The organism is Mycobacterium sp. 1245805.9, assembly GCF_001672915.1.
Classification (GTDB): Bacteria; Actinomycetota; Actinomycetes; order Mycobacteriales; family Mycobacteriaceae; genus Mycobacterium.
Genome location: NZ_LZKR01000203.1, coordinates 1 through 24593, shown reverse-complemented (window position 1 = coordinate 24593; position 24593 = coordinate 1). Strand labels below are relative to the sequence as shown.

The window sequence follows — 24593 nt, the reverse complement described above, 5'->3', positions numbered from 1 at the left end:
AGCGAGCGCGGCGATCTAGAGCGTGACGAAGTCGGCCATCATGGCCATGTCTTCGTGCTCGAGGTTATGGCAATGCACGAGATAGGTTCCGCGGTAGTCGGTGAATTGGACGGCGACCTCGACGGCCTCGGACGGCGCGACGTCGACGGTGTCTTTCCATCCGCGATCGTAGCGGCCCGGCGGCCTGTTGTTGCGTGAGAGCACCTGGAAGTGGTTGAGGTGCACATGGATCGGGTGCCGGATGTCCGTGATGAACCGCCAGATTTCGACGTCGCCGAGGCGCGGCGTGGCCAGCGGAACCCCCGGCTTGTACGGCTTGTTGTTGATCGTCCAGATGCCGGCGCGGCCTTGTCCGAACAGGAAGGTGCGGGTGGCCACGGCGCGACCACGCTCCAGCGGGGCATAGCTTTCGGCGAGTTTCTCGGGAATCGTCGTATCGTCCGATCGGTCGGTGCCGACAATGTCGAAGCGCATGATCTCCGAGGTTGACTGGGTGCCAAGCGCATTGGTGAGCTGCACCCGGGTGCCCGCCGGGTAGCGGGAGAAGTCGACGACGAGGTCGAACCGTTCGGCCGGGGCGAGGTCGACCGCGTCGTGGTTGATCGGTGCGGCCAGCAGGCCGCCGTCGCTTCCGATTTGGGTGAATGCGGACCCGCCGGGCGGTGGCGGGTCGAGCTGGAGCCGGTACCGGCGCGCGTTGGAGGCGTTGAGCACCCGGAATCGGTAGCGCGCGGGGTCGGTTTCCAGCACCGGCCACGGCGCCCCGTTGACCAGGACGACGTCGCCGAGCACACCGTTCATGTAGGGATCGGCGACCGCGCCGCCCTCGGTTGTCGGGTACTGGAACGAGCCGTCGGCACTAAACGACCGGTCGGCGATCATCAGCGGTATGTCGCGGCGGCCGCGCGGCAGCGGCAGGGCGTCCTCTTCGTCGTCGTGCACGATGTGGAACCCCGCGAGCCCGCGCCAGACGGCCTGACCGGTGTAGCCCATGCGGTGATCGTGATACCACAGGGTGGCCGCGCGTTGCTGCATCGGATAGACGTACTCACGTTGCCCGACAACCGAATTGCGTGACATGTCGGGCATGCCGGATTGTCCGGCGGCGCCGTGTGGCGCATGCGGCTCGATGAGATCGAGCGGGTACCCATCGCTATCCGGCGGGGTGTGACCGCCATGGAGGTGCACCGCGACCGGTACGGGCAGCGCATTGTGATGGCGGATCACGGTTCGCCGGCCCGACCGCGACTCGATTGTGGGCCCGGGAAACGTCCCGCCGTAGGTCCACGCCGGCGTGGTCAGGCCGGGAAGTATCGCTAAATCGGTGACCTGCTGTGTGATGGTGTAGTAGTCCGTCGTGCCGTCGGTTTCGCTGGGGGCCAGTCGAGCCGGCATCGGCAACGGCGTCTGATAGCGCGGCGGCAGCGGCGCGCGGCTTGGCAACAGCGTGCCCGGCTCGGCGGGCCCCAGCGCCGACTGCGCCGCCGGCAACGCGGCCGCGACGACGCCCACGCCCGCGGTGAGCAGCCCCGCGCGCAACACGGCGCGGCGGTTCACCGTGTCGCCTCGAGGTCGGCGACGGCGCGTCGCACCGGCAGGGGGATACGCCAGATCATCGTCACCAGTTGGACAATCCCGACGACCAGCAGCACACCGAGCGGGATGTGCAGGGCGGTGAGGCGCAGTTCGCCGGTCGCGAACTCGGCGACGAGCAGCAGGGTCTGCACGACGCCGGCGAAGAACGGACCCCGCCGACGAGTGCTGCGCCAGACCCACGCCAGGATCACGATCTGGACCGCGGAGGTGATGGTGATCGCTCTCGCGCCAAGCGCATGCAGCCGCAGCGCGTCGTATTGGCCGCCGAGGAAGTTGCCGGCCAAGATCGCCTGCGTCAGCGCCCAGGCGACCATCAACGCGGTGCTGAAGCGCGCCAATAGCAATGGTGTGCGCGTCATGGTCACAAGATCCCCGGGTGGGCGGCGATCGTGGCCGCCAACGTGGCGCAATTAAGTGCGAGCAGAAACCCGCCGAACATCATTTGTCCGGTGATGTCGTGGGCAAGTACGTGGGTGTAGACGGCGCACACGAAGAAGATCACCAGTCCCGCCGCGGCCGCGATGCCGATGGCCGGAACCCACAGACCCACAATGAGTCCGACGGTGCCCAGTGTCTTCAACGTGCCGATGGGAAACGTCAACCACGAGACCGGCACGCCCGCGCTTGCCATGCCCGGAAGGATCGGCGCGAAGTGAACCAGTGCCGCGACGCCGGAAAATCCATCGAAGGCGATCGCGATGAACGTTATGACTAGATAGGTGGTATGCACGGCGCTCTCCTGTCGAGCCAGAGACAGATTAGTCACAGATGATGATCATCATCATATGTGACAATCATGCGCGGTGCCAGACCCTACCGGTCCGAGTGAAGCTCGTCGGAGTGGTTGCAGAACGGGTATCAGTGCGACAACCGCGGGTGGACCCCGGGGATGAGGCCCGCCCCGGCCGCGACGCGTTGCAAAAGTCGCCGCAGCGTGTCGCGTTCCTTCGCGGAAAGCGGTGCGGCGATCTCGTCTTCCAGCTCACGGGCCTGGTCGTGCAGGGCCGGCAGCAGGCGGCGGGCCTTGGCGGTAAGGGTCACGGCCACCGCCCGCCTGTCGTCGGGATGGGTCAACCGTTTGGCCAGCCCCCGTTGCTCGAGATTGTCGATAACCATGACCATGGCGTTGCGGTGAATTCCGAGGCGTTCGGACAGCTGGCGCTGCGACTGACCGTCCGCGGCTGCCAACGCCAGCAGCACCGCGTACGTGCGCGGTTCGGCGCCGATCGGCGCCAGCCGGCGCTGGAAATCGCCGCTGACATGGGCGCCCAGCTGCGAGAGCAGAAACGGGATCCGTTCGTCGAGTTCGGTGATGCCCGAGCCCTGTTCAGTCATTGGCCAAGGTTAACACCGGCCAGGATTGTCACGGTTCAGGATAATCAGTACGCCACGCCGAGCGGCTGCCGGATCGTGCTTGTCGATGCCAGGGCTTCGAGCATGGCGTGCGCGACGTCGGCCCTCGCGATGGCCAAGCCGCGGGCCACATTGGCGCCCACCACCGTGCGGTACTTACCGGTGAGGGGTTGGTCGACGAGCCGGGGCGGACGCACGACCGTCCACTCGACATCGCTGTGCTGCAGGAGGGATTCCATCTCGGCAAGGTCGGCATAGACTTTTCCGAAAACGGTTTTCAGGACAGGAAGCAACACCCAGCGCGTCATGAAACGCTCGCCTTCGGCCGTCGGGCCCACCGGCAGCGCGCTGACGCCGACGAATCGCTTCGTCGAGCAGGCATTCATCGCCGCCAAGATCGCGCGGGTGCTGCTGCTCGCGACCGGACCGTCGTTACGTCGACGCGGGCCGACGGCCGACAACACGGCGTCGCTTCCGCGGATCGCCGGGATGAGGGTGCCGGGATCGTCCAGCGCGGTGACGGTGACGACGTCCAGGGCTGGATGCGTTACGCCGAGCCGGCTGGCGTAGCGTACGACGGCAACTACGTCGTAACCGCGTCCCAGCGCCTGCTTTACGAGCTCGCGACCGACGCCGCCGGTCGCTCCGAACACAGTGACCTTCATGGTCCCGCCTCCTCTAAGGCCCGCCTCATTGATCCGAAGTTCGCGAGCGGGATGATTATCATTATCGATGATAATACATAAAAATGACAGAAGCGTGGAGGACGCAATGGCGCTGACGACGGGCCATCGGTGATGATGGGGGCGTGATCGACCGCGCGGCGCTAGCAATGGACTTGGAAGGCGCTCGCTCCGATTTCCATCACCTGTTGACGCTGGTCGGTGCGGACGACTGGGACAAACCGACACCGGGAACGCGGTGGACCAACGAGGAGCTGTTGTTCCACATGGTCTTCGGTTACCTGGTGGTGCAGCGGCTGCTCGTGCTGGTACGGATGTTCGGGCGGCTGCCCGATTCGGCTGGCCGGCGCTTCGCCGCGTTACTCGACGCGAGCACGCCACCCTTCCACGTCGTCAACTACCACGGCACCCGGTTGGCCGCCCTCGTCTCCAACCGCAAGCGCATGGCCGCCAAGCTCGACCGCGTAATCGACTCGCTGCAAAGATCGCTCAGCCGCGAAAGCGAGGACCGTCTTCGCCGCGGCATGCACTTCCCGACCCGCTGGGACCCGTACTTCCGCGACTACATGACGTTGGCCGACGTCTATCGGTACCCGGGCAAGCACTACGCCCATCACCGTCGCCAGCTCACGCTGACCAAGCTGATGTAATCAACGGGGCTAGTGGCCGCGGGCCACCCACTCCTCGTAGTGCACGATCTCGTCGCCGATGGTGGTGCTGTCTCCGTGACCCGTGTGCACGACGGTTTCGCCGGGCAGCGTGCCGAGGCGCTCGGAGATGGACTGCAGGATCGTCGGGAAGTCGGAATACGAGCGCCCGGTGGCGCCGGGACCGCCGGAGAACAGGGTGTCCCCGCTGAACACCACGCCCAGGTCGTGCGAATACCAACACACCGATCCGGGGGAGTGGCCCGGGGTGTGCAGCGCCTTCAGCTCCGTCCCTCCCACGGCGAGCGTCTGGCCGTCGGAGATGGAACGGAACTCGTTGTCGGGGTGCGTCATTCGCCAGAGCACCTCGTCGGCCGGATGCAGCAGCACCGGCGCGTCGAGGGTCTTGCCGAGTTCCGGCGCGACGGTCACGTGGTCGTTGTGGCCGTGCGTGCACACCACCGCGACCACGTGGCGGCCGGCCACGGCCTCGACGATCGGCGCAGCGTGGTGGGCGGCGTCGAACACGATAACGTTGGAATTGTCGCCGATCAGCCAGATGTTGTTGTCGACTTCCCAACTGCCGCCGTCCAATTCGAACGTTCCGTGGGTCACCACCCGATCGATGTCCACCATCAGAGCAGCACCACCGAACGCAACACCTTGCCGCCGTGCATCTTGTGGAACGCCTCCTCGACGTCGTCGAGGCCGATCCGCTCGGAGACGAACTTGTCCAACGGCAGCCGGCCCTGCAGGTACAGGTCAATCAGGGTGGGGAAATCCCGTTCGGGCAGGCAGTCGCCGTACCACGACGACTTCAGCGACCCGCCGTGGCTGAAGAAGTCCACCAGCGGCATGTCCAGGCGCATGTCCGGTGTCGGAACGCCCACCAGCACAACGGTTCCCGCGAGGTCGCGGGCGTAGAAGGCCTGCTGCCAGGTCTCGGGCCGGCCCACGGCGTCGATCGCCACGTTGACGCCGAAGCCGTCGGTGAGGTCCTGGATCGTCTTCACCACGTCGAATTCGCGGGCGTTGATCGTGTGGGTGGCGCCGAACTTGCGGGCCAGGTCCAGCTTGGTGTTGTCGGTGTCGACGGCGATGATCTGCCGCGCCCCGACCAGCGCCGCCCCGGCGATCGCGGCGTCGCCCACGCCGCCGCAACCGATCACGGCGACGGTGTCGTCGCGGGTCACCGCCCCGGTGTTGATCGCGGCGCCGATGCCGGCCATCACGCCGCAGCCCAGCAGCCCGGCGACGGCGGGGTCGGCCTGCGGGTCGACCTTGGTGCATTGGCCGGAGTGCACCAGCGTCTTGTCGGCGAATGCCCCGATGCCCAGCGCCGGCGTCAGCTCCGTGCCGTCGGTCAGCGTCATCTTCTGCTCGGCGTTGAACGTGTCGAAGCACAGGTGCGGGCGGCCGCGCTTGCAGGCCCGGCACTGCCCGCACACGGCGCGCCAGTTCAGGATCACGAAGTCGCCCGGTTCGACCGCCGTCACACCCGGCCCGACCGCCTCGACGCGGCCGGTGGCCTCGTGGCCGAGCAGGAACGGATACTCGTCGTTGATGCCGCCCTCGCGGTAGGTCAGGTCGGTGTGGCAGACCCCGCAGGCGATGACGTCGACCACCGCCTCCCCGGGCCCGGGGTCGGGGATGACGATGTCGACCAGCTCGACGGGTTCGCCCTTCTTGCGTGAAATCACTCCGCGCACTGTCTGACTCATGGCAACCAACCTACTGGCGGGCTCTCCGCGTCGTTGCGTCGAGTCTGCGTTGAGATCGCCCATTTCGAGCAAATGGACGCGCTGAGCGCAGAATCGGCGCGTAACCGCGCCGGTGTAGCGTCGCTCAGCGTGACGGCTAGTGAGACCACCCCTGAGACCACAGAGGAATTCGCCGGGCGCGTGATCGAGGCCATCGACGGCGCGAGCCTCACGATCCTGCTGAGCATCGGGCACCAGACCGGCCTGCTGGACACGATGGCCGGGCTCCCGCCGGCCACCAGCGCGCAGATCGCCGAGGCCGCCGGCCTCAACGAACGCTATGTGCGCGAGTGGCTGGCCGGCATGACCACCGGGCACGTCGTCAACTACGACCCGGCCACCGCCACCTACACGCTGCCCGCCCACCGCGCGGCGGCGCTGACGCGCGCGGCCGGGCCCGACAACCTGGCGTTGGTGGCGCTGTTCGTGCCGCAGCTCGGCGGCGTCGAGCAGAAGATTGTCGGCTGCTTCCGCGAGGGCGGCGGGCTGCCGTACAGCGAGTTCCCGCGCTTCCACGCGCTGATGGCCGAGATGAGCGCGGCGGTGTTCGACAAGGCGCTCGTCGACGTCGTGCTGCCGTTGGTCGACGGCCTGCCCGAGCGCCTGCGCGCCGGAGCGGACCTCGCCGACTTCGGGTGCGGCAGCGGACACGCGATCAACGTGATGGCCCAGGCCTTCCCGGCGAGCCGGTTCACCGGCATCGACTTCTCGAAAGAGGCCATAGCGACTGGAGTCGAGGAGGCGGCGCGCCTCGGCCTGACCAACGCCTCCTTCGAGGCGCACAATCTGGCCGACCTGGACAAGTCCGAGGCCTACGACGTCATCACCGTGTTCGACGCGATCCACGATCAGGCGCAGCCGGCCCGGGTGCTGCAGAACATCCACCGCGCGCTGCGGCCCGGCGGCGTCTTCCTGATGGCGGACATCAAGGCGTCGAGCCGGCTGGAGGACAACGTCGACGTCCCGTTGAGCACCTACCTCTATACGACCTCGCTGATGCACTGCATGACGGTGTCGCTGGCGCTGGACGGCGCCGGGCTGGGCGCGGCCTGGGGCACGCAGCTGGCCACCGCGATGCTGGGCGACGCCGGGTTCGCCGATGTCCGGGTGGTCGAGGTCGAGTCGGACCCGATCAACAGCTACTTCATCGCCACGAAGTGAGCGCCCTCGACGCGCTCGATGACTGGCCGGTCGGGGCCGCGGCCGCCGCGGTCGTCGGGCCGGACGGAGTCCTGGCCAGCCACGGGGACACCGGGCGGGTGTTCGAGCTGGCCTCGGTCACCAAGCCGCTGGTGGCCCGGGCCGCGCAGATCGCCGTCGAGGAGGGCGTCGTCGAGCTGGACACCCCGGCCGGCCCGCCCGGCTCCACGGTCCGCCACCTGCTGGCGCACGCGTCGGGCCTGGCGATGCACAACGATCGCGTGCTGTCCAAGCCCGGCACCCGGCGGATGTATTCAAACCAGGGCTTCACCGTGCTGGCCCAGACCCTAGAGGCCGAGTCGGGGATCGAATTCGGCCGCTACCTGTTCGAGGCGGTATGCGAACCGCTCGGCATGGCGACGACCCGCCTCAACGGCGGCGCCGTGGCCGCCGGGTTCGGCGCGACCTCGACCGTCGCCGACCTGGCGGCCTTCGCTCGGGAGCTGCTGCGGCCTGCGACGGTGTCTCCGCAGCTGCACGCCGAGGCCACGACCGTGCAGTTTCCCGGCCTGGACGGGGTCCTGCCCGGCTACGGGGTGCAGCGGCCCAACGACTGGGGCCTGGGTTTCGAGATCCGCGACGCCAAATCGCCGCATTGGACGGGCTCGCGCAACTCGGCGCGGACGTACGGCCATTTCGGCCAGTCAGGCGGGTTTATCTGGGCAGATCCCGAGGCCGACCTGGCGCTGGTGGTGCTGACCGACCGCGATTTCGGCGAGTGGGCGTTGGAGCCCTGGCCGGCGATTTCGGATGCGGTCATAATTGACCACTCCGCACACTAGCGCAACAGGGGCATCAGAGGGCACAATAGACACGCAGGACACAAAAATTCACATGCATCCCGCTTTCACGGGTCCACCAGGTCGTTGGGGAAGACGTCCCTCGTGGAACCGAAGGAGCAGGAGATGCGTGCGTCGAATCAATTTGCCGACGTGACGACGGGTGTGGTGTACGTCCACGCCTCGCCCGCGGCGGTATGCCCGCACGTCGAGTGGGCGTTGTCGTCAACCCTGCAGTCCAAGGCCAACCTGGTCTGGACGCCGCAGCCGGCGATGCCCGGGCAGCTGCGTGCGGTCACCAACTGGGTCGGCCCGGTGGGCACCGGCGCCCGGTTGGCCAACGCCCTGCGCTCCTGGTCGGTGCTGCGGTTCGAGGTCACCGAGGACCCGAGCCCGGGGGTCGACGGCCAGCGGTTCAGCCACACCCCGCAGCTTGGCCTGTGGAGCGGGTCGATGAGCGCCAACGGCGACGTCATGGTCGGGGAGATGCGGCTGCGGTCGATGATGGCCCAAGGCGCCGACTATCTGGCCGCCGAGCTGGACTCGGTGCTGGGCACGGCGTGGGACGAGGCGCTCGAGGTGTATCGCGACGGCGGCGACGCCGGGGAAGTGACCTGGCTCAGCCGGGGCGTCGGCTAGGCCTCGGCGACCGCAGCATCCGCGCCGCGGCCGGGACCACCGAGATCTCGGCGGGCAGCGCGCAGGCGAAGTCGCCGTCGGCGTAGACGTTGATGCCGGGGCACTCGACGTGGACCGTCTTGGCGCGCGCGGTGGTCACCTCGTCGAGGTCGACGTGCGTGCCCTTCATGACGGTGGGGAACAGGCGGACCAACTTGGTGCGGGACGCCGAATGGGCCATGGTGATGTCGAGCATCCCGTCGGTGGGGTCGGCGTTGGGACAGATCAGCAGCCCGCCGCCGTAGCTGCGGGTGTTGCCGAAGGCCGCCAGCGTGATGTCGTCGTCGATCTGGCGGGTGCCGTCGAGCACCATGCGAAACGGCAAGAGCCGCAACTGCGACAGCTCGGCGAGCATCGCGATGTAGTAGCGCAACCGCCCGTGCGGCCAGGTCATCCGGTTGGCGCGGTCGGTCACCAGCGAGTCGAACCCGGTGGCCGCGACGGTGCCGAACCACTTCTCGGTGTCGCCCCATTGGATGCGGCCCAGGTCGATGGTTTCCGTCCAGCCGTCGACGACGACGTCCGCGGCGGCCTCGGGATCCTTTGTGGGGATACCGAATTCGCGGGCGTGGTCGTTGCCGGTGCCGGCCGGGATGATGCCCAGCGGAACGTCGGTGCCCGCCAACACCTGCAGCGCGTTGGAGACGACGCCGTCGCCGCCGGTGACCATGACCGCGTCGGTGCCCCGCTCGAGCTCGGCGGCGACCAGGTGGCGCGCGTCCTCGGCGTCGTCGCCGATGATCTCGGTGACCTGCACCCCCCGCTCGTGCAGCCGGGCGATCGCGACCTGCGCGGCGCGGATCGCGGCGCCGTGACCGGAGACGGGATTGGTCAGCGCGGTCACCTTGCCGATCTCGCGCTGAGCGTTCACGGAATCAGCTTGCCGGGGTTGAGGATTCCCGCCGGGTCGAGCGTCGCCTTGACCGCGCGCAGGACCTGCACGCCGAGCTCGCCGACCTCGTCGCGCATCCAGGGCCGGTGGTCGGCGCCGACCGAATGATGGTGGGTGATGGTGCCGCCGGCGGCGACGATCGCGTCCGCCGCGGCCTTCTTGGCGGCCCACCACTGCTCGATCGGGTTGCCGCGCTGCCCGGCGACGATCGTGAAGTAGAGCGACGCGCCGGTGGGGTAGACGTGCGAGATGTGGCACATCACCAGCGCGGGCGTGCCCGATTCGGCCAACGCGCCCGTAAGCGCCTCGGTGACAGCGGCTTTCAGCCTCGGCACGTTCGACCAGTCGGTGGCGGTCTCGAGCGTCTCGCACAGCGCGCCCGCGGACAGCAGCGAGTCGCGCAGGTACGGCGCGGCGAACCGGCCCCGCTCCCAGGCCTGCGCCGGCGCCTCGCCCAGCGACGTTCCGCCGCGAGCCGCCAGCAGCGCGCTGGTCTCGGCGTACCGGCTCTCGACGTGCTCCTTGGTGCCCTCGAACACCGTGATGCCCAGGCAGCCGCCGGTGATCTGGCTTTCGCCGATCGCCTCGGTGGTGGCGAGGTTGACCCCGGTCTCGACCTCGTCGGAGAGGCGAATGACGGTGGGGCCGGTGGCATTCTGGGTGACGGCGCGCAGGGCGGCGGCCCCGGTCTCGAAGTCGGGGAAGGACCACGCCTCGTAGCGCACGGCCTCGGGAATCCGGTGCACGCGCAGGCGCACCTGGGTGATGACGCCGAACGCTCCCTCCGAGCCGAGCAGCAGCTGGCGCAGGTCCGGGCCCGCGGCCGACTCCGGTGCGCGGCCCAGCTCCATCGTGCCCACCGGGGTCACCATCCGCAGGCCGCGAACCATGTCGTTGAACCGGCCGTAGCCGGCGGAGTCCTGACCCGAGGACCGCGTCGCGGCGAAGCCGCCGATCGTGGCGTACTCGAAGCTCTGCGGGAAGTGCCCGAGCGAAAACCCGTGTTCGCCGAGCAGGCGATCGGCGTCCGGCCCGGTGACCCCGGCCCCGAAGACGGCCTGGCCGGACACCTCGTCGAGCTCGATCAGCCGGTCGAAGCGGCGCAGGTCGAGCGACACCACGGCGCCGAATTCGCCGCGGGTGGGGTCGAGCCCGCCGACCACGCTGGTGCCGCCGCCGAACGGGATTACGGCGATGCGGTGCTCGGAGCAGTAGCGCAGGATGGCGCCGACGGCGTCGTCATCCCCGGGCAGCAACACGGCGTCGGGCGCGTCCTGCACCCCGGCGTCCCGGCGGCGCAGCAGGTCAAGGGTGGACTTGCCGCCCGCGCGCAACAGCCGGTCGCGGTCGGCGGTGCGGCAGTGCTCGGTGCCGACGATGCCGGCCAGGGCGTCTTTGTCGGCTTGTGACAGTGCCGACGGACGCAGCTTCACCTGGTCGGCGTCGATTTCGGGTTGGTCCGAATCCTGCAGGCCCACAGCCTGTTTCAGCAGCGAGCGGATGCCCTCGGAGAGGGGCTTCGCGGCGGCGGGATCCCCCCACGCGTTCCACTTCATCGGCGGCAGGAGTTGCTCGGCGTGCGTCATGCGTTACAGTATTACACATGCTGTCAACCAGTAACGCTGCGCCGCTAGACACCCGCGACCGCATCCTGTCGGCGGCGGCCAGCTGCGTCGTGGACTTCGGGGTGGACCGGGTGACCCTGGCGGAGATCGCCCGGCGGGCCGGTGTCAGCCGGCCGACGGTGTACCGCCGCTGGCCGGACACCAAGTCGATCGTCGCGACGCTGCTGACCCAGCGCATCACCGGCGTGATGCGCGACGCGCCGCTCCAGGGCGACGACCGGGAATCGCTTGTGCGACAGATTGTTACGGTCGCCGATCTGCTGCGCCACGACGAGCTGGTGATGTCGGTGATGCACTCGGAGCTGGCGCCGATCTACATAACCGAGCGCCTCGGGGCCAGCCAGCAGATGCTGATCGACGCCCTGGCCGAGCGGCTGCGCGCGGCCCAGCGCCACGGCAGCGTCCGCGCCGGCGACCCGCTGCAGATGGCCACGATGGTGCTGCTCATCGCCCAGTCGACGATCCAATCCGAACGGATCGTCCGCCCGATCCTCGACGCCGACGCGCTGGCCGCCGAATTGGCCTACTCGCTGAACGGCTACCTGTCGTGACCGCCTTGAACGCGGCGCGCCGCACGGCCGACCTGACCGCGCTGGCCGACGGCGAGCCGCTGGACGTCGTCGTGATCGGCGGCGGCATCACCGGCGCGGGGATCGCCCTGGACGCCGCGTCGCGGGGCCTGCGGGTGGCGCTGGTCGAAAAGCACGACCTGGCGTTCGGCACCAGCCGCTGGAGCTCCAAGCTGGTGCACGGCGGCCTGCGCTACCTGGCGACCGGCAACGTCGGCATCGCCCGGCGCAGCGCCATCGAGCGCGGAATCCTGATGACGCGCAACGCCCCCCATCTCGTGCGGGCGATGCCGCAACTGGTGCCGTTGTTGCCGTCGCTCAGTCACACCAAGCGGGCGTTGGTGCGCGCCGGGTTTCTGGCCGGCGATGCGCTGCGGGCGCTGGCGGGGACGCCTTCGTCGGTGCTGCCGCGGTCGCGGCGCGTCTCGGCGCGACGTGCGGTGGAGATGGCGCCCACGGTTCGGCGTGACGGCCTGGACGGCGGCCTACTGGCCTACGACGGGCAGTTGATCGACGACGCCCGGCTGGTCACCGCGGTCGCGCGGACCGCGGCGCAACACGGCGCGCGAGTCCTGACCTACGTCGCGGCCTCGGAGGCGACCCGCACCTCGGTGCGGCTGACCGATCAGCTCACCGGGCAGTCGTTCGACGTGTCGGCCCGCGCGGTGATCAACGCGGCGGGGGTGTGGGCGGGCGAGATCGACGGCGCGTTGCGGCTGCGGCCCAGCCGCGGGACGCACCTGGTGTTCGACGCCGCGGCCTTCGGCAATCCCACTGCGGCGCTTACCATTCCGATTCCGGGCGAGCTCAATCGCTTCGTGTTCGCCATGCCCGAGCAACTGGGCCGGGTGTATCTGGGCCTGACCGACGAAGCCGCGCCCGGCCCGATTCCCGACGTGCCGGAGCCGTCCGACGCGGAGATCACGTTCCTGCTGGAGACGGTGAACACCGCGCTGGGAACTTCGGTTGGCACGGCCGACGTGATCGGCGCCTACGCGGGCCTGCGGCCGCTGATCGACACCGGCGAGGGCCGCACCGCCGACGTGTCGCGCGAGCACGCCGTCGTCGAGGCCCCGTCGGGGGTGATCAGCGTGATCGGCGGCAAGCTGACGGAATACCGCTACATGGCGGAGGACGTCCTGGACTTCGCTATCGACCGGCGGGGGTTGCGGGCGGGGCCGTGCCGGACCCGCGACCTGCCGCTGATCGGGGCGCCGGGCAATCCCGGGGCGGCCGCGGGTTCGGGCGACCTTCCGGCGTCGCTGGTGGCGCGCTACGGCGCCGAGGCGGCCAACGTCATCGCAAGCGCGACCTGCGACCGCCCGGCCGAGCCGGTCGCCGAGGGCATCGACGTGATCCGGGCGGAGTTCCAGTACGCCATCACGCACGAGGGCGCGCTGGACGTCGACGACATCCTGGACCGGCGAACCCGGATCGGCCTGGTTGCGCGCGATCGCGAGCGGGCGGCCGAAGTGGCCAAGGAATTCGTGGCGCGCTTCGGCTGAGGATAGCATTAAGCGGAACTAGTCAGTATCGTTAGGAGCTTGTGAAGCGCGAAAGCGGCCAGGCGAGCGCGTCGAGCCGGACCCGCAGTCCGGGACGGCTGGATCGATCGCTGGACGCGGCCATCCTCGACGCGACCCTGGCGGGCGTCGCCGAAGTCGGCTATGACCGGTTGAGCATGGACGACGTCGCGTCGCGCGCCGGCGTCGGCAAGGCGGCGATCTACCGTCGCTGGCCGTCGAAGGAGGTGGTCGTCGCCGACGCGATCGCGCACTGGAGGCGGCGACTGGGACCCGTCGAACCGCCCAACACCGGCAGCCTTCGCGGTGATATCGACGCGCTGGTCGCTGCCACTCCCGACCTGAATGACGCTGACACGCACATGATTCGGGTGGTTGTCGGGGTGGCGACGGCAGCTATGCACAACCCCGTCCTGGCGGCCGCCCTGGACGACCTGGTGCTCTCCACCCCGCGGCAGGTGGTCCGCGCGATACTCGACCATGCGGTGGCTCGCGGGGAAATCCCGCCCGACCGCGACCTCAGCCTGATCCCCGATGTCGCGCTGGGCCTCAACGTGCTGCGGGTGATCACCGGCCGTCCACTCGACCGGGTCTATGTCCGGCGCATGCTCGAAGACGTGATCTTGCCGATGGCCGGGGGGCTGGCGCCGTAGTTGTTGCGCATTCCGCCGCGCCGTGCCACATTGGAGTCACACGGAACTGAATAGTTCCGTCTAGAGGGGAGACGGCGATGAACACGAAGCATGTCCCGGTCCTGATCGTCGGTGCCGGAGCCGCCGGCCTGGCCACCTCCGCGTTGCTCGCCAAACACGGTGTTCGCTCGCTGGTGGTCGAAAAGCGCGGTGAGGTGTTCATCTATCCGAAGGCGCGCAACCTGAGCTTCCGGAGCCTGGAGATCCTGCGCGGTCTTGGATTGGCCGACGAGGTCCACGCGATCGCCCACGGCGTTTCCGACATGCTGACCAGGCCGACGCTCAACAGCACCGAACAGCGTCGGGCGCTCGACGTCAACGCGATCTTCGCGCCGTTCGAGGATTTGAGCCCGGAGCCCGGCGGCCAGTACTGCCCGCAGAGCGCCTTCGAACCGATGCTGCTCACCCACATCCGCCGGAACGGCAGCGAGGCGCGCTACAACACGGAGTTGGGCTCGTTCGACCAGGACGCTAGCGGCGTCACCGCGGTCATCCGCGATCGCGAGTCGGGCGCGACCGAGGTGGTGCGCGCCGACTATCTCGTCGCCGCCGACGGCGTGCACAGCCCGATCCGCGACGCGCTGGGCGTGAGCACGTCCGGCTACGGGGCACTGCCGATCTATGTCGTGTTCGTCTACTTTCGGGCGCCGTGGCGAAAATTCGCCCGCGACCTCGGTCCGGGCGACGGCATCCAAGTGAAAAACCCGGACGTCGAGGGCATCTTTCTGCCGGTGCGCGACGACTTCGGAATGTTCATCAACACCTACTTTCCCGCCCGCGGCGAATCCGCCGAACAGTTCACCGCGCAGCGGTGCCGCGAGATGCTGACGAAAGCGATCGGCGAGCCGATCGACGTGGAAGTCATCGACGTCGCGGCGTGGCAGCCCTACGAGCGGGTGGCCGACCAATTCCGCTGCGGCCGAGTCTTTCTCGTCGGCGACTCGGCCCACACCATGCCGCCGTTCAAGGCCGGCGGAGCCAACACCGCCATCCAGAGCGCGCATAACCTGGCCTGGAAGCTGGCCGCGGTCTTGAACGGGACCGCCGGCCCGGGCTTGTTGGATACCTACCATGCCGAGCGGCACCCCGTCGGGCGGTTCAACGCGCGCCAGTCGCTCACCGGGCCGTCGCTGGCCTTCCTGCGGTTGGACGACGACCGACCTACGTTGCCGCCCGACGAGGAGGCGTCGATGTTCGACGTGCTCATCGGCTACCAATACCGCTCGGGCGCAGTGGTTTCCGATGCGCCCGCGCCGGTGGATGCCGACGCCATGTCGCTGGTCGACCAATTGCGTGGGCAGCCCGGCACCCGCGTCCCGCACGCCTGGGTCGTCGACCGCGGTAAGCGGGTCTCCACCCTCGACCTGCTCGGGCCTGGCTTCACGCTGCTCACCGGGGACGAGGACGCGGCATGGTCGGATGCCGCCGCCTGCGCGTCGAAGGCCGCCGGCGTACCAATCACCGTGCGGCGCATCGGCACCGCGGTCGACGTCGACGGCTCGTGGTCCGCCGTCGCAGGACTCGCGCCCGACGGGGCGTTGTTGGTGCGGCCCGACGACTTCGTCGCCTGGCGCGCCGACGATCTCCCGCGCTCACCGGGCGACGAGCTCGGCCGGGTGCTGTGTCGCATCCTCGGCCGCGAGCCATGACCGACCCGACGCGTTCCGAAACGGTGGCCTGCCTGGGGTCGAGTACCACCGCGTCGAGGGGAACCTACAAATGGATCGACGAGCTGGAAAAGCGGCCCCGTAACAACCGGTTTCGCTTCGTCAACTTCGGCGTTGGTGGGGATCTGTCGGGCAACGCCGTCGGGCGCCTCGACGGGGTGATCGCCTGCCGGCCGGACCGGGTGATCGTGCTGATCGGGAGCAACGACATCATGGCGAGCGTCTTTCCCAACTTCCGGCGATTCGTTCGGATCACCAAGGGGATCCGCGACGAGCCGACACCGGAGCGGTTCGACGAGAACCTGGCCGCCATCGCGCGCCGGCTGCAACGGGAGACCCATGCCAGGATCGCGCTGAGTTCCCTTGCCCCGGTGGGGGAGGCGCCCGAATCGCGCCATCCGGTGCAGGCGCGGCTCAACGACCTGTTCGGTACCTACAACGGCATTATCCGCGAAGCCGCCGCGCGGGAGTCCACGGACTACATCCCGTTTTACGAAGCATTTCAGGAGCGCCTCACCGGGGCGGCGACGACCAAGCCGTTCACCCGGTTCTCCTTCGCGTCGCTCTACCGTGACTACCTGTGGCGGGAAATGGTGCTGCGCCAAAGCTTTGACGAGATCGCTCGGCGCAACGGCTGGGAATTCCACATCGACGGCATTCATCTCAACACCGACGGGGGGCGCATCCTCACCGAGGCGGTCCAGCGGTTCCTGGACTCCTGAGATACCCCCGCGAGCAGCAGCAGAATCGCACTGCGCGACGGTGTCCTATGCGATTCTGCGTCTGCTCGCCAGCGTTAGCCGGCTTTGCGTGCACGGTCCAAATGGGTGGTGATGCGCCTGGCAAGTCGCTCGGGTTCGCGTCTTACATCGTGGACGACGATAGGAATGATCGTCCACCCTAGTTCCTGGATGCTGGCGGATCTTGCTTTGTCTCGGAGCATCTCGCTGCACCCCGCATGCCACTCGATGCTTTCGTATTCAGCCGCTAGGCGCATCTCTGGCCATGCAAAATCGACTCGCCACAATTCACCGTCGCGACCACGAATTGGGTATTGAAGTTCTGGAAGGGGGAGCCCGTGGTCGATCATGACGAGTCGCGCCTCGCTTTCCATCGCGGATTCCGCACGTCCGTCGGCGAATGGAAGAAGTTCCCGCACGGCCACTATCCCGCGACGGCCCCGCTGCTCGGCAACCGCGCGTTCGAGTTCTGCACGGCTGCAACGCATCGAACGCAATGCGGCGTCAAGTGTTGCGATCGCCCGAGGTCGTGGCAATTGCCTCGCGACTTCGACAGCCGTCCAGGCAGGTCTGGTCGCGAGACGCCCTGCTATCCGTTGCAATGGGGCGCCAGTGCGTTGGTGAACCATCAGGCCGACTGTGGGACGCATTCGTACGCCAGGATCGAGTATGTGGATTGCGGTCGCGTTTTCCGTGTCGAAGCCGTACAGGGCGGCGGCTGTGCTCATGCACACAACGGCCTGCTGCCCCATAAACATGTCCAACGCGGTCAGGCGACCTGAAAGATCCGGCACCTCAGCGGCGTAAACGCCATACCAGACGCGTTTGAGGCCGCCATTTCGAACTTGGACATCGAGCTGCTGCCGGGTCATTACCGTCAGCAACTGTGCGGTAGTGGCGAACCCGCCAGCCTGCTGCAGGACTGCGAGCGCTCCAGCATGCACCGCCAGAGCATGCGAGGAGCACGCAGTATTGGCGAGTCACCGCTGGGGATAGACGGCCGAGCAGACGCAGAATCGCACTGCGCAGCGCGCGCGAGTGCGATTCTGCGTCTGCTCGCGGTAAAAAGGCGAGCTACAGCGGGATGTTCTTGTGGCGACCGCGGCGCGCCGGTGCCTGCGCCAGCGCCTCGGTGATCTTGCTGCGGGTGTGCGCGGGGTCGATCTTCTCGTCGACCACACCGATCTCGATGGCGCTGTCCACCCCGCCGGCGATCCGCTCGTGCTCGGCGGCCAATTCGTCGTGCAGCGCTTCGCGCTCGTGGTCGGCCGCGGCGGCCAGCTTCTTCTTGTGCAGGATGCCGACGGCCGCCTTGGCGCCCATCACGGCGACCTCGGCGTCCGGCCAGGCGAACACCTTGGTCGCGTTCAACGAGCGGGAATTCATCGCAATGTAGGCCCCGCCGTAGGTCTTTCGGGTGACCAGCGTGACCCGGGGGACGGTGGCCTCACCGAACGCGTGCAGCAGCTTGGCGCCGCGGCGCACCACGCCACCCCACTCCTGGTCGACACCCGGCAGGTAGCCGGGCACGTCGACGACGACGATCAGCGGGATCCCGAACGCGTCGCACAGCCGCACGAAACGCGCTGCCTTCTCGGCGCTTTCGGAGTTCAGGCAGCCGCCGAGGCGCAGCGGGTTGTTGGCCAGCACGCCGACGGTCCGGCCGGCCAGCCGGCCCAGCCCGACCACCATCGACGGCGCCCAGTTGGCCTGGAACTCGTCGAACGGCGAGTCCGAATCGAGCAGCGCCGTCACGATCGGATGCACGTCGTAGGCCCGCCGCGCCGACTCGGGCAGCAACGCGTGGATATCGGTGTCACCGGCCTCGGCCTTGCTGCGGTCGAAATGCCCCTGCTGGCAGAACAATCCGACCAGCCGGCGGCCCCGCTCGTAGGCGTCGAGCTCGTCGTCGGCGACGATGTGGCACACCCCGGACTTCTTGTGGTGGGTCTCCGGACCGCCGAGCGACGCCATGTCGACGTCCTCGCCGGTGACGCTGCGCACCACGTCGGGTCCGGTGACGAACACTCGGCTTTCGGGCGCCATCACGACGACGTCCGTCAACGCCGGCCCGTAGGCGGCGCCGCCGGCGGCGAAGCCGACGACGACCGAGACCTGCGGAATGTAGCCCGACGCGCGGATCATGGCCTCGAACACCAGCCCGACCGCGTGCAGCGCCCGGACCCCCTCGGCCAGCCGGGCGCCACCGGAGTGCCAGATGCCCACGATCGGGCTCTGCTCCTCGATGGCGGTGTCGTAGGCGTTGACGATGTGGGTGCATCCCTCGATGCCCATCGCGCCGCCCATCACGGTGCCGTCGGTGCAGAACGCGATGGTGCGCAGGCCATTCACGGTCCCCGCCGCGGCCAGCACGCCCGAGCGGTCACGCTCGTGCAGGAGTTCCACGCTGCCGTCGTCGAAGAAATTGCTCAGGCGCAGCAACGGGTCCCGGGGGTCGAGCGACTCACCAACCGACGAGGGGGCCATGATTGTCATCGCGGGTCTCCTGTTTCCGAGTGTGCCCGGGCTATAGGGCGGGGTTAGTACCGCCCGAAAGCGATCGCCACGTTGTGACCGCCGAATCCGAACGAGTTGTTGATCGCGTACTTGTAGTCGCCCGGCCGCGGCTTGCCCGCCACCACGTCCAAATCGATCTCCGGATCGAGGTTGACGAGGTTCAGTGTGGGCGGGACCACCTGATCCCGCAACGCGAGCACGGTCAGGATCGACTCCACCGCGCCGACCGCACCCACCGAGTGGCCGAGCGCTGACTTGGGCGCGTACACCGCCGGCTTGTTTCCCTTGAGCGCGTTGTTGATGGCGCGGCCCTCGGCCAGGTCGCCGACCTGGGTGCCGGTGGCGTGGGCGTTGACGTGGTCGATGTCGCCGGGCGTGAGGTCCGCGAGCTGGATTGCCCGCGTCATCGCGTGCCCGGCGCGCTCGCCGTTGGGATCCGGCGCCACCATGTGGAAGCCGTCCGAAGTGATGCTCGCCCCCATGATCCGGGCCAGGATGTTGGCGCCACGAGCTTTGGCGCTCTCCTCGGTCTCGATCAACATGAGCGCCCCGGCCTCGCCGAACACGAAGCCGTCGCGGTCCTTGTCGAACGGGCGACACGCACCGGCGGGGTCGTCGTTGTTGGTCGACATCACGATGCGCATCTGGGCGAACCCGGCGATGGGCACCGCCTCGATGCGGGTCTCCACGCCACCACAGATCGCTGCGTCGGCCTCACCGAGCACGATCTGCTGCCACGCCCGGGCGATGCCCTCCGAACCGGACGCGCACGCCGAGATCGGCGTCATCACACCGGCTTTGGCGTGCCGTTCCAGCCCCACCGCCGCGGCGGCGCCGTTGGGCATGTACTTCTGCACGGCCAGTGGCGAGACCGCCTTCATGCCGCGGGCGCGCATGTCGTCGTAGCTGAAGACGAGCTCTTCGGCCGAGCCCAGCCCGGTGCCGATGGACACCGCCAACCGGTTGGTGTCGAACTCCGGGTTGCCGGCGTTCTCCCACAGGCGCCGGCTCAAAACGGTGGACATCTTCTGCAGGTAGCCCATCCGACGCAGCTCGACGCGCGTGAGCTGCGTGTCGAACTCCTCCAACAGGTGCCCACCGATGCGGACCGGCAGGTCGAACTCCTCGACGAACGGGTCGTCGAGGGTGCGGATGCCGCTTTGGCTGTCCAACAACAGCTTCCACGTGTTCTCCGCGTCAGTTGCGAGTGCGGTCGTCATGGCAACGCCGGTAACCACTACATTGGGGAGTGCTTTCCCCGTAACCAGCTCCGTCATGGCTTTAGCGAACGTTCCTTTCCTGTTGTCCGGCTCCGTTGCGGGTCCCCTTCGGCCCGCATCGTCGCCGGACGTCCTGCCTCAGTAGCGCCCAAACGCGAGCGCCACGTTGTGACCGCCGAAGCCGAACGAGTTGTTAATCGCGTAACGGAATTCGCCGTAGCGAGGTTCGCCTGCAACCACATCAAGGTCGATCTCGGGATCCGGGGTTTCGTAGTTCAACGTGGGCGGTATGACGCCGTCCCGAAGGGTCAATACCGTCAAAACGGATTCCAGCGCGCCTACCGCGCCGATCGAGTGGCCCAGCGCCGACTTTGGCGCATACACCGCGGCGTGCTCGCAACCGGCGACACGCAGCGCGTTGGCCTCCGCAGCGTCGCCGATCGGTGTCGCCGTCCCGTGCGCGTTCACGTGGTCAATGTCCTTGGCGGACAAGCCCGCCAGCTCCAACGACCGCGTCATCGCACGACCGGCACGAACACCGTCCGCGGCGGGCGCCACCATGTGGAAGGCGTCCGAGGTGATACCGGCACCCAGCAGCCTGGCCAGCGGCTTGGCGCCGCGTGCCTTGGCGTGCTCCTCCGTCTCGATGAGCATGAGCGCCCCGGCCTCGCCGAACACGAAGCCGTCCCGGTCCTTGTCGAACGGACGGGAGGCACGCTCCGGCTCGTCGTTGCGGGTCGACATGGCCCGCATCATCGAGAACGCCGCGATGGGCAGCGCCTCGATGGGCCCCTCGACGCCACCGGCGACGGCGACGTCGGCATCCCCCATGACGATCTGGCGCCACGCGTGGGCGATGGCCTCCGAACCCGACGAACACGCCGAGACCGGGGTCATCACGCCGGCGCGGGCCCCGAGCTGCAGGCCGACGGTGGCCGCGGCGCCGTTGGGCATGATCATCTGAACGGCGAGCGGCGACACCTTGCGGGGGCCGCCCTCGTTCATCAGGTCATAGCTCTCGACGATCCGCTCGGCGCCACCCAGGCCCGTGCCGACCACGACGGAGAACCGGTCGGGGTCGACATCGGGGCTGCCGGCGCTCTCCCAGAGCTGACCGGACAGCAGCTTGCTCATCCGCTGGACGTAGGACATGCGGCGCATGTCGAGCCTGCCCATGTGGTTATCGACGGGCTCCTTGAGGTGTCCACCGATCTTGACGGGCAGGTCCCACTTGCTGACGAACTCGTCTTCGAGTACGTGGATGCCGCTCTCGCCGGCCAACAAACCCTTCCACGTGCTCTCGATGTCCGGCGCGATCGATGTCGTCGCCGTGACGGCGGTTACCACAACGCTGGGGTAACCGCCATTAGCAGTGGAAGGCTTGGTCACTTGCTGTCCGCTTCCAGCCTCGCCTTGACGTTGGCAACGGCCTCGGGGTTCTCGGACTCGATCTTGGCGCGCAGCGCGGCGGCGGCCTCGGGGTCCTCTTCCTCGAGCTTCTGGATGTAGGCGACGACGTCACCGACGGTGCGCAGGCCGGCGAGGTCCTCGTCGGGGATCTTCACGCCGTACTTGTCCTCGGTCTGCACCGCGATCTCGACCATCGACAGCGAGTCGATGTCCAGGTCGTCGACGAACGACTTCTCCGGGGTGACCTCGGAGGGCTCGATACCGGTTACCTCTTCGATGATCTCGGCGATACCGGCGATAATTTCTTCCTGAGTGACGGCCACGGCCTATTCCCTTCGTAATGTGTTGTGTGCAAATCGGATTCACGTTTGCAGTTTTTTATTTCCTGGCGATAAGCCGGCGGTCTTACAGGCTTGCCAACTCGTCCAGATCTGCGGGTGACTTGACGGCACGGGCCGTAACCCCCCGAAGTTCGCGCTTGGCGATGCCGGTGAGCGTCCCCGCCGGGGGGAACTCCACGATCGCCGCGATCTCGTGCGCACGCATCGTCTCGGTGCACAGGTCCCAGCGCACCGGCTGGGTCAACTGCGCGACGAGCGTGTCCATCGCTGCCGCCGCCGACGCGACGGGCTTTCCGTCCCGGTTCGACAGCAGCGTGGCGGTGGGCTCGGCGGTGTCGACGGCGGCCGCCGCGGCGGCGTAACCGTCCAGGGCCGGAGCCATGTACTTGGTGTGGAACGCCCCGGCGACACCGAGGGCGCGAACGCGCGCCTTGGCCGGCGGGTCCCCGGCGAGCTTCTCCAGCGCGGCAAGCGGGCCCGCGGCGACGATCTGCCCGGGCGCGTTGCGGTTGGCGGGGAACAGCTCGAGCTCCTCGAGGCGGCTCAGCACCTCGGCCTCGTCCCCGCCGAGCACCGCGGACATGCCGGTGGGCTCGAGGGCGCAGGCCTTGGCCATTTCGGCGCCGCGGGTGGCGGCCAGCGCGACGGCGTCGTCGGCGGCCAGCACGCCGGCGATGGCGTAGGCCGCGATTTCCCCGACGGAGTGGCCGGCGACGATGAATTCTTCACCGACGAGCAGGTCGCGCCTGGTCAGCTCCTGGTGCGCGAGCAGCGTGGCCGCGACGATCAGGGGCTGGGCGACCGCGGTGTCGGTGATCTCCTCGGTCGATGCGGTGGTCCCGAGCCGAACCAGGTCCAGGCGGCTGGCCTTTGACCACAGGGCCAGCTGGTCCGCGGCGCCTGGCAACTCCAACCACGGCGACAGCATCCCCTCCGTTTGCGAACCCTGTCCGGGCGCAAGCAATGCAATCACGTGTTTAAGAGAACACTGTGGAAACGGTTTTGGCGGGTGTACCAGATTATGAACCTCGTCTTAGGTTTTTGTGGGCACCCTACAAAATCGCCCCGTAAGCTACGGTTTTGATACCGCCCCGCGATCTGTTGCCTGGATCACTATCGCTCGGCCGTGCCTGCTGCACCGCTCCTGACCGGCAGCGGGACCGGCGCCAGGACGTTGTTGTCGATGCTGGACGGCTGCGCGGGGTAGTTCAGCTGGCCCACCGTCGAGGCCACACGCAGCACGTATGCATCGCGCGGCTGGGTGGGATCACGCCCGGTGAAGTCGGTGATCCGCTTGAGCCGGTAGCGCACCGTGTTTGGATGAACGAACAACTTTCTGGCACAAGCCTCAATCGCGCCGCCACAATCTAAGTACGCGTCGAGCGTCTCGATCAGCGTTGGTCCCGCCTCGGCCAGCGGCCCCATCACGTCGGTGTGCAACGCCACGATCGCCGACGCGTCGCCCATCAGGGCGCGTTCGGGCAGCAGTTCACGGGCCAGCACGGGCCGCGGCGCCCCCCGCCAGCCGGCGACGGCGTTCATCCCGGAGATCGCCTCGCTGGCGCTGTGGTAGGCCGCGGTCAGCATGGGCGCCGTCGGCCCGATCACCACCGGGCCGTCCGACAACGCGTTCAGCAGGTCGCCCAGGAATTTGTCGGTTAGCGATAGTTGGCCGGACACGATCGCCACCAGCCAGGTGCCGTGCACGTCGGTGAGCGCCGCCCGGCCGTGATGCCCGGCGATGTCGCGGACGCTCTGGCTGGCCCGCCGGGTGCCGCCGTCGCCGTTCGAGCCGTCACGATCCGGTGCCGGGATCCCCACCACGACCGTCGCCGGGGCGGTGGTGTCCCAGTTCAGTGCCGCGGCGCGGGACAGCAGCTCCGGGCCGGTGTCGCCGCGGACGACGGCGTCGACGACGCTGGCCTCCATCCGGCTGTCCCAGGTGCCGCGCGCCTCGGCCGCGTTCGCGTAGGACGAGGCGGCGGTGAACGCCAGGTCGCGGCTGTACTTCAGGATGCCGACCGTCAGGGCGGTGAGCTGCTCCTCGGAGCGCGCCACCAGGGGCACGACCTCCTCGAAGAACTCGGTGGTGACGCGGGCCAGGTCGACGCTGTCGCGCAGCGCGATGCGGCGGGCGAGGTCCTGGGGCACCAATTCGAAGGCCTGCGCGGTGTAGCTGACGTCGCTGTGCGGGTCCTGCATCCACTCGACGAAGTTGTTGATCGCCGTCTGCACCACCAGGGCCACACTGGCCCGCTGCGAGGCCTCCAGGTCGGCGAAGAACGGCAACCGATCGCCCATGACCGACACCGCCTCGGTGGCCAGCCGGCCGGAGTACTGCTTCAGCCGGCGTAGCAACGACTCCGGGACCGTGTCCAGCAGCTCGAGCGGTGAACGCGGGTGCTTGGCGAACGGGCCGGCGAAGGGGTTGTCATTCACCCCTAAAACCTACGCCTTTTTTTGGAAGTATTCGCCAAAGGCGGGGCGCGTCGGCCGAGCGTGCGGCGGTGATGCGCCGAGCGGGCGGCGGGCCGCCAGTACCGCATCGACGACGTGATGGCCGCCCCCGAGCAGACGTCGGACCCCGGCGTCGCCTGACCCTAGACGGCCTTCCCGCCCAGCGGGCGGCGCCGGTCGAGCAGGTAGCGGATCTCCGGGGCGTCGGGGCCGGGGTGGTAGTAGGGCGGCAGGTAGGGATCCT

The 24593-nt window shown here is 68.4% G+C and carries 25 protein-coding genes; 9 read left to right on the top strand and 16 right to left on the bottom strand.

Features of this window, described 5'->3' with window-relative positions; genetic code table 11:
• Window positions 1–15: 15 nt before the first annotated feature.
• The 5 genes from A9X00_RS25860 to A9X00_RS25840 all read right to left on the bottom strand — a co-directional run bounded on the left by A9X00_RS25860 (window position 16) and on the right by A9X00_RS25840 (window position 3614).
• A complete protein-coding gene (locus A9X00_RS25860; RefSeq protein ID WP_067160084.1) occupies window positions 16–1557 on the bottom strand; it encodes a multicopper oxidase family protein in 1542 nt (513 codons plus the stop codon).
• The gene (locus tag A9X00_RS25855; protein ID WP_197515274.1) at window positions 1554–1955 is read right to left on the bottom strand and encodes a hypothetical protein; all 402 of its coding nucleotides are present in this window, start codon (window positions 1953–1955) and stop codon (window positions 1554–1556) included. The genes A9X00_RS25860 and A9X00_RS25855 overlap by 4 nt, the downstream gene beginning before the upstream one ends.
• Window positions 1956–1957: 2 nt before the next feature.
• The gene (locus tag A9X00_RS25850) at window positions 1958–2326 is read right to left on the bottom strand and encodes a DoxX family protein (RefSeq protein ID WP_067160081.1); all 369 of its coding nucleotides are present in this window, start codon (window positions 2324–2326) and stop codon (window positions 1958–1960) included.
• A 128-nt stretch (window positions 2327–2454) separates the two neighbouring features.
• A complete protein-coding gene (locus A9X00_RS25845; protein WP_067160078.1) occupies window positions 2455–2931 on the bottom strand; it encodes a MarR family winged helix-turn-helix transcriptional regulator in 477 nt (158 codons plus the stop codon).
• 44 nt (window positions 2932–2975) lie between these two features.
• The gene (locus A9X00_RS25840) at window positions 2976–3614 is read right to left on the bottom strand and encodes an NAD(P)-dependent oxidoreductase (protein WP_067160075.1); all 639 of its coding nucleotides are present in this window, start codon (window positions 3612–3614) and stop codon (window positions 2976–2978) included.
• A gap of 146 nt (window positions 3615–3760) precedes the next feature.
• Here A9X00_RS25840 and A9X00_RS25835 point away from each other — a divergent pair, with 146 nt between their 5' ends.
• Window positions 3761–4282, top strand: a complete 522-nt coding sequence (locus tag A9X00_RS25835) for a DinB family protein (protein ID WP_067160116.1) — start codon at window positions 3761–3763, stop codon at window positions 4280–4282.
• Window positions 4283–4291: 9 nt separating this feature from the next.
• Here the strand turns inward: A9X00_RS25835 and A9X00_RS25830 are convergent, their stop codons facing one another.
• The gene (locus A9X00_RS25830) at window positions 4292–4915 is read right to left on the bottom strand and encodes an MBL fold metallo-hydrolase (RefSeq protein ID WP_067160073.1); all 624 of its coding nucleotides are present in this window, start codon (window positions 4913–4915) and stop codon (window positions 4292–4294) included.
• Entirely contained in the window at window positions 4915–6000 is a 1086-nt protein-coding gene (locus A9X00_RS25825) for an S-(hydroxymethyl)mycothiol dehydrogenase (protein WP_067160070.1), read from the bottom strand. The genes A9X00_RS25830 and A9X00_RS25825 overlap by 1 nt, the downstream gene beginning before the upstream one ends.
• A 129-nt stretch (window positions 6001–6129) precedes the next feature.
• Between A9X00_RS25825 and A9X00_RS25820 the strand changes: the two genes are divergently transcribed.
• The 3 genes from A9X00_RS25820 (at window position 6130) to A9X00_RS25810 (ending at window position 8657) form a co-directional block, all read left to right on the top strand.
• A complete protein-coding gene (locus A9X00_RS25820) occupies window positions 6130–7200 on the top strand; it encodes a class I SAM-dependent methyltransferase (protein WP_067160113.1) in 1071 nt (356 codons plus the stop codon).
• The gene (locus A9X00_RS25815) at window positions 7197–8021 is read left to right on the top strand and encodes a serine hydrolase (RefSeq protein WP_067160067.1); all 825 of its coding nucleotides are present in this window, start codon (window positions 7197–7199) and stop codon (window positions 8019–8021) included. Before A9X00_RS25820 ends, A9X00_RS25815 begins: the two co-directional genes overlap by 4 nt.
• A gap of 123 nt (window positions 8022–8144) precedes the next feature.
• A complete protein-coding gene (locus tag A9X00_RS25810) occupies window positions 8145–8657 on the top strand; it encodes a DUF3145 domain-containing protein (protein ID WP_067160110.1) in 513 nt (170 codons plus the stop codon).
• Here the strand turns inward: A9X00_RS25810 and A9X00_RS25805 are convergent.
• Complete coding sequence (locus A9X00_RS25805; RefSeq protein WP_067160064.1) at window positions 8638–9567, bottom strand: diacylglycerol kinase; 930 nt, start codon at window positions 9565–9567, stop codon at window positions 8638–8640. The genes A9X00_RS25810 and A9X00_RS25805 overlap by 20 nt on opposite strands.
• The gene (locus tag A9X00_RS25800) at window positions 9564–11144 is read right to left on the bottom strand and encodes an FAD-binding oxidoreductase (RefSeq protein ID WP_067160107.1); all 1581 of its coding nucleotides are present in this window, start codon (window positions 11142–11144) and stop codon (window positions 9564–9566) included. Before A9X00_RS25800 ends, A9X00_RS25805 begins: the two co-directional genes overlap by 4 nt.
• 47 nt (window positions 11145–11191) lie before the next feature.
• On the opposite strand from A9X00_RS25800, the gene A9X00_RS25795 reads away from it, so the two are divergent.
• The 5 genes from A9X00_RS25795 (at window position 11192) to A9X00_RS25775 (ending at window position 16386) form a co-directional block, all read left to right on the top strand.
• Entirely contained in the window at window positions 11192–11764 is a 573-nt protein-coding gene (locus A9X00_RS25795) for a TetR/AcrR family transcriptional regulator (RefSeq protein ID WP_067160061.1), read from the top strand.
• A complete protein-coding gene (locus tag A9X00_RS25790) occupies window positions 11731–13287 on the top strand; it encodes a glycerol-3-phosphate dehydrogenase/oxidase (protein ID WP_067160058.1) in 1557 nt (518 codons plus the stop codon). The genes A9X00_RS25795 and A9X00_RS25790 overlap by 34 nt, the downstream gene beginning before the upstream one ends.
• A 41-nt stretch (window positions 13288–13328) precedes the next feature.
• Window positions 13329–13958, top strand: coding sequence for a TetR/AcrR family transcriptional regulator (locus tag A9X00_RS25785; protein WP_067160056.1), 630 nt, complete (start codon window positions 13329–13331; stop codon window positions 13956–13958).
• Between the two features lie 77 nt (window positions 13959–14035).
• Window positions 14036–15646 carry an FAD-dependent monooxygenase gene (locus A9X00_RS25780; RefSeq protein ID WP_067160053.1) on the top strand — a complete coding sequence of 537 codons (1611 nt, stop codon included), beginning with the start codon at window positions 14036–14038 and terminating at the stop codon, window positions 15644–15646.
• On the top strand, window positions 15643–16386 hold the full coding sequence (locus A9X00_RS25775; protein ID WP_067160050.1) for an SGNH/GDSL hydrolase family protein: 744 nt from the start codon (window positions 15643–15645) through the stop codon (window positions 16384–16386). The genes A9X00_RS25780 and A9X00_RS25775 overlap by 4 nt, the downstream gene beginning before the upstream one ends.
• A gap of 74 nt (window positions 16387–16460) precedes the next feature.
• Here A9X00_RS25775 and A9X00_RS30305 read toward each other — a convergent pair whose 3' ends face one another.
• From A9X00_RS30305 to A9X00_RS25745, 7 genes are all read right to left on the bottom strand, one after another.
• Window positions 16461–17348 carry a hypothetical protein gene (locus A9X00_RS30305; RefSeq protein WP_082975518.1) on the bottom strand — a complete coding sequence of 296 codons (888 nt, stop codon included), beginning with the start codon at window positions 17346–17348 and terminating at the stop codon, window positions 16461–16463.
• 130 nt (window positions 17349–17478) lie between these two features.
• The gene (locus tag A9X00_RS25770) at window positions 17479–18900 is read right to left on the bottom strand and encodes an acyl-CoA carboxylase subunit beta (RefSeq protein ID WP_067160047.1); all 1422 of its coding nucleotides are present in this window, start codon (window positions 18898–18900) and stop codon (window positions 17479–17481) included.
• Window positions 18901–18944: 44 nt separating this feature from the next.
• Window positions 18945–20198 (bottom strand): 3-oxoacyl-ACP synthase KasB, encoded by a 1254-nt coding sequence (gene kasB, locus A9X00_RS25765; RefSeq protein ID WP_067160044.1) that lies wholly within the window; start codon window positions 20196–20198, stop codon window positions 18945–18947.
• Window positions 20199–20279: 81 nt separating this feature from the next.
• Window positions 20280–21530, bottom strand: coding sequence for a 3-oxoacyl-ACP synthase KasA (kasA, locus tag A9X00_RS25760; protein WP_067160042.1), 1251 nt, complete (start codon window positions 21528–21530; stop codon window positions 20280–20282).
• Complete coding sequence (gene acpM / locus A9X00_RS25755; RefSeq protein ID WP_067005874.1) at window positions 21527–21874, bottom strand: meromycolate extension acyl carrier protein AcpM; 348 nt, start codon at window positions 21872–21874, stop codon at window positions 21527–21529. The genes kasA and acpM overlap by 4 nt, the downstream gene beginning before the upstream one ends.
• 82 nt (window positions 21875–21956) lie before the next feature.
• Complete coding sequence (locus tag A9X00_RS25750; RefSeq protein WP_067160039.1) at window positions 21957–22865, bottom strand: ACP S-malonyltransferase; 909 nt, start codon at window positions 22863–22865, stop codon at window positions 21957–21959.
• 140 nt (window positions 22866–23005) lie between these two features.
• Complete coding sequence (locus A9X00_RS25745; protein ID WP_067160036.1) at window positions 23006–24331, bottom strand: CdaR family transcriptional regulator; 1326 nt, start codon at window positions 24329–24331, stop codon at window positions 23006–23008.
• Between the last annotated feature and the right edge of the window lie 262 nt (window positions 24332–24593).

Bases quoted from the DNA above. Each gene is read 5' to 3' on its own strand.
- A9X00_RS25855 (WP_197515274.1), bottom strand. From the start codon at position 1,955: ATGACGCGCACACCATTGCTATTGGCGCGCTTCAGCACCGCGTTGATG.
- A9X00_RS25845 (WP_067160078.1), bottom strand. From the start codon at position 2,931: ATGACTGAACAGGGCTCGGGCATCACCGAACTCGACGAACGGATCCCG.
- A9X00_RS25840 (WP_067160075.1), bottom strand. From the start codon at position 3,614: ATGAAGGTCACTGTGTTCGGAGCGACCGGCGGCGTCGGTCGCGAGCTC.
- A9X00_RS25830 (WP_067160073.1), bottom strand. From the start codon at position 4,915: ATGGTGGACATCGATCGGGTGGTGACCCACGGAACGTTCGAATTGGAC.
- A9X00_RS25825 (WP_067160070.1), bottom strand. From the start codon at position 6,000: ATGAGTCAGACAGTGCGCGGAGTGATTTCACGCAAGAAGGGCGAACCC.
- A9X00_RS25810 (WP_067160110.1), top strand. From the start codon at position 8,145: ATGCGTGCGTCGAATCAATTTGCCGACGTGACGACGGGTGTGGTGTAC.
- A9X00_RS25800 (WP_067160107.1), bottom strand. From the start codon at position 11,144: ATGAAGTGGAACGCGTGGGGGGATCCCGCCGCCGCGAAGCCCCTCTCC.
- A9X00_RS25795 (WP_067160061.1), top strand. From the start codon at position 11,192: ATGCTGTCAACCAGTAACGCTGCGCCGCTAGACACCCGCGACCGCATC.
- A9X00_RS25780 (WP_067160053.1), top strand. From the start codon at position 14,036: ATGAACACGAAGCATGTCCCGGTCCTGATCGTCGGTGCCGGAGCCGCC.
- A9X00_RS25775 (WP_067160050.1), top strand. From the start codon at position 15,643: ATGACCGACCCGACGCGTTCCGAAACGGTGGCCTGCCTGGGGTCGAGT.
- A9X00_RS25770 (WP_067160047.1), bottom strand. From the start codon at position 18,900: ATGACAATCATGGCCCCCTCGTCGGTTGGTGAGTCGCTCGACCCCCGG.
- kasB (WP_067160044.1), bottom strand. From the start codon at position 20,198: ATGACGGAGCTGGTTACGGGGAAAGCACTCCCCAATGTAGTGGTTACC.